The following is a 4,093-nucleotide window of genomic DNA, read 5'->3' as shown; positions in this document are numbered from 1 at the left end:
ATTTCGTAGTTGCTTCCTTACTTGATTTGGCATTCTATCCACCTCCTTTAGCCTAAGTATAGCAAAAAAAGGATTTCGAAAGCTCAATTTAGGAGCTTTCGAAATCCTTAACTTAATGACATTGCCCGTGGAACACCAATTTTTTTTGCCATCCTATCCAAAATACGGATATTCGCTTGATGCAAGAGGAGAAAATCAGGTTCTCCCATCTTCTCAATCATGTCTTTCACACTCTGCGAAACCGTCTTAATCGTAAAATCAAAGATTGCTCGTCCATCCATCTGCAAGTAGGGGTTAACTTCTTCCCCTTGATAGAAAGGATGATGCAGACGTGTCATTCCTGACTCCAAACCAACTTTACTACCATCAGTGTAGAGTTTTTCAGCTAGAAAATAATTCGTCTCTGACTGTTCAATCAAAACGCCACCAGCACCATCACCAAAGAGCACCGCTGTCCGACGATCCGTCCAATCAAGTGCCTTGGAAAATACTTCAGCACCAATAACCAAACCTTTTTGAGAGGTCCCTGATTGAATAAACTTTTCAGCCGTTGCCAAAGCAAACACAAAACCAGAACAAGCAGCGGAGATATCAAAAGCAAAAGCATTGACAGCACCGATATTTGCTTGGACACGAGCTGCAGTTGATGGCATATTCGAATCAGGTGTAATGGTCGCCACTAAAACAAAGTCTAACTCGTCAGCCCTATATCCTGATTTTGCCAGTAACTGATAGGCTACCTCACTCGCTAAGTCACTGGTCTGTTGCCCCATTGAAAGGTGACGAGAGCGAATTCCTGTTCGACTCCTAATCCACTCATCCGAAGTATCCATAATGTTTGATAAATCATCATTGGTGACAATATTGTCAGGAACATAATGAGCCACTTGGCTAATTCTTGCAAAAGCCATTATTTAAGCTCCTCTAAGAATTGATGTAGTTTTTTCAATCCCCGTTGCATGACCTCCAGCTCTGCTGGCTCCATACCATCCGTAATCCGGGTTACCATGGCACGGTGAAATCTTCTATGCAGTCTGTAAATCAATCGTCCTTTCTTGGTTAGTCCTAGATGAACTACACGGCGGTCAATTGTGGACCGTGTTCTCACAATATATCCCTTTGCCTCAAGTTTATTAAGACTGGTGGTCACAGTTCCCAGAGTCACCATGAGTGTTTCTGCAATTTCACTTGGAGTTACATCTGGTTTTTTACCAATCTCATCAATGGTATGCATTTCCTTAATTGATAGATCCTTAAAGCGACTCGTTTTTAAACTATTCTCCTCAATAACTAAAACATTATTGAAAATATCAACCAAGTAATCATTGATTTGTTGATAATCCATGATGGGCCTCCTACAACTATTCTTTTTGTCAAAAATTTGATAATCAAACTATAACAAACAATGAATCATCTTGCAAGGTTTTATTGTAAAATAATTTGATTATAAAACTATTTGCCCAAAAATTTTGGACGGCGTCGCTCTGAATGAGCCCTCACACCCTCCTTAAAATCTTCTGTAAAAGCCAATTCCTGTTGCAAGGATAGTTCTAGCTTAGCATAGTTTTCCCAAGCGGAACATTCACTTTCCCAGACCAAGGCCTTAATGGCTCGGTAGGTATTTTTAGAGCCTCGAGTTAACTTTTTCAAGAGTTGTTCGACTGCTTTCTCTAATTGCTCACTTTCGCAAACTTTATAAACAAATCCCCAATCTAAGGCCTTCACTGCAGAAATAGCCTCACCTGTCATGGTAATTTGCGTTGCTCGATTCATTCCAATTGAACGGGTCAATAGAAATAAACCTCCTGCATCTGGGGCTAAACCAACTCCCACAAAAGCTTGAATGAACTTCGATTTTTCTGAGGCAATACAAAAATCCGAAGCTAAGACCATATTAAAGGCTGCACCAGCAACCGGACCATCTACAACCATAATGACTGGAATGCCTAATTTTCTTAAGGCCAAGGAAATCTCGTTTACTTGTTCTGCTATGCGAACCAGAGAATCGATCTCGTCCTTATCGACCGCTTCTTTCATTTGAACCAGATCACCACCAACAGAAAAAACCTTTCCGGCTGCCTGAATCACTAGGGCTCTTAAAGATTCATCTCTTGCGACATCCGCTAGAGCTTCTAAAATACTGTCACACATGGGGATATTAAATCCATTCCCTACCTCTGGCCGATTGAAAGTCAATCTTGCAATCCCATCCGTTTTTTCCATCAGAATTCCATAATATGCCATAAAACCCCTTTCTCTTTATTTTTAAATGGTTTGATTATCAAACCTTATTAGCTACTTTAACACAAGCTCATAAAATTCTCAAGAATTTTTACAATTTTTTTAGTTTTAACCTATAAATTATTTGAAGTATAAAATAATAAAAAAACAAGTACAGTAAGCCGATAAAACCTTACTCCCAAGCAAAAATACAGGTAGAACAGTTGGGCATTCTACCTGTATTTTTTACCACTTAGTAAGACTAATTTCTCCACTGGAAAGTTTTTGGAGCCCTGTGCTCGTTTCAACAACTAACTCACCTGTTTCTAGAATATCAACTGCTGTAGCAGTCCAGCTCTGCCCTTGCGATTGATAGCTAATTTCATGACCGAGGACTAGGGAATGTTTTTTGTAGAGTTCAAAAAGATCTTCGTGATTACTAGTAAAAAAGATTCGCCAAATTTCAGTAATCAAATCATTTCTAATTATGGGGGGCTGACTGGCAAAAAGAGAGCTAGCCTTGCCTTCTAATTCCTCTGGAAAATCTGAAATGAAGAAATTAATTCCAACTCCGATAATAATGTGAGCGACGGTCCCAGTCTCAACATCTGAGATGGCCTCTGTCAGAATACCCGCAATTTTTTTATTCCCAAGATAGATATCATTCACCCATTTAATATTCGTATCGATTCCTGCCAGATTTTGAATTGCCTTCACAATACTCGCTGCAATCAAGAGGGTATAGCTGGGGAGTTGGTCAAAGGGAACCTGCGGTTCTAGGTGAAGACTCATGTAAATCCCGCCCTGTTCAGCAGTAAAAAAAGGACGGGAGAATCGTCCGCGTGCTGCTGTTTGACTAGAAGCCAAATAGAGGGCAGGACTAGGATTTCCAGCCTCAATGCCTTGCTTAGCATCGACTTGCGTTGAGGCACTCGTTACATGATGATAGACAGCAAGGCCTGTCCGATTTGCAATGACCTCTGGTAATAAGATATCTCCAGCTAGCAAACGATAGCCCCTATGTTTCAGACTCTCAATCACAATCCCCTGCTTTTCCAGCTGTTTGATAGCTTTCCAAATGGCTGCGCGTGATAGTTGAAGTTGTTCTGCCAGTGCTTCTCCACTCATAAAATCTGTAGCAGTTAAGAGTTCTTGAAATATTTTTTCATAAGTTTTCATAATCATCAATACCCCAACAATAAATTAGAAGAAGATACTCCTGTTTAACAAACGATTGGCAATGAGACTTGCTACAAGAGCTTTTAAGAGATCTCCTGGAACGAAGACAAGATTAGATAGCAAAGATTGACGCAGAGAAATATTCATGACATGGGCCAACCAAATCGAGCCCACCACATCAACAAAAATGACTCCTATCAGAATCGTTAGCATGAAAAGGACTGAAAACCGAATCTGCCCAGACCTTGAAAGGAGTAACCCCATGAATAAGGGAACCAAACTCCAGGCGAAAAGATAGCCTGCAGTTGGACCAGCTAGTGCAGCAAAGGTCGTAGATTTTCCTGAAAAAACGGGAATCACCATACCAAGCAGGAAAAAAAGCAACATGGTAAAAGTTCCTTTTTTTGCTCCTAAAGTCGCTCCAACCAGCATGACCCCAAGATTTTGAAAAACGATTGGGACAGGAATAAATCCTAGTGGAATTGCCGGAAGCAAACCTAGTACAATCAGCAGACTGGTCATAACGCCAATCTGAGTAATATCTCGTATTGTGAACATTCTGAGCTCCTTTATACTCTTTTAGATTATAAACTGTATATGATATACTGTTTTTATGGCATACGGAATTGATTTTAGAAAGCGGGTCCTTGAATATGTTAAAGAGGGACATACACGTAAAGAAACAGCAGCTTTA

General features: G+C 40.3%; 4 protein-coding genes and 1 pseudogene. All 5 read right to left on the bottom strand.

The annotated features are described in order from the left end of the window. Positions 1-125 precede the first annotated feature (125 nt). Positions 126-911, bottom strand: a pseudogene (locus ACXM1Q_RS08940) (beta-ketoacyl-ACP synthase III); the annotation flags it as partial. After that, entirely contained in the window at positions 911-1,345 is a 435-nt protein-coding gene (fabT, locus tag ACXM1Q_RS08935) for a fatty acid biosynthesis transcriptional regulator FabT (RefSeq protein WP_458517759.1), read from the bottom strand. The pseudogene ACXM1Q_RS08940 and the gene fabT, both read right to left, overlap by 1 nt. Before the next feature lie 107 nt (positions 1,346-1,452). Continuing rightward, complete coding sequence (gene fabM / locus ACXM1Q_RS08930; RefSeq protein WP_458517758.1) at positions 1,453-2,244, bottom strand: trans-2-decenoyl-ACP isomerase; 792 nt, start codon at positions 2,242-2,244, stop codon at positions 1,453-1,455. Between the two features lie 222 nt (positions 2,245-2,466). Continuing rightward, on the bottom strand, positions 2,467-3,399 hold the full coding sequence (gene birA, locus ACXM1Q_RS08925; protein ID WP_458517757.1) for a bifunctional biotin--[acetyl-CoA-carboxylase] ligase/biotin operon repressor BirA: 933 nt from the start codon (positions 3,397-3,399) through the stop codon (positions 2,467-2,469). Positions 3,400-3,423: 24 nt separating this feature from the next. Further along, positions 3,424-3,957, bottom strand: coding sequence for a biotin transporter BioY (locus ACXM1Q_RS08920; protein WP_458517756.1), 534 nt, complete (start codon positions 3,955-3,957; stop codon positions 3,424-3,426). Between the last annotated feature and the right edge of the window lie 136 nt (positions 3,958-4,093).

The sequence above is a fragment of the Streptococcus sp. 10F2 genome (genome assembly GCF_054331515.2).
Note: the sequence above shows the minus strand (reverse complement) of the source record. Positions and strands in the feature narration are given on the sequence as shown.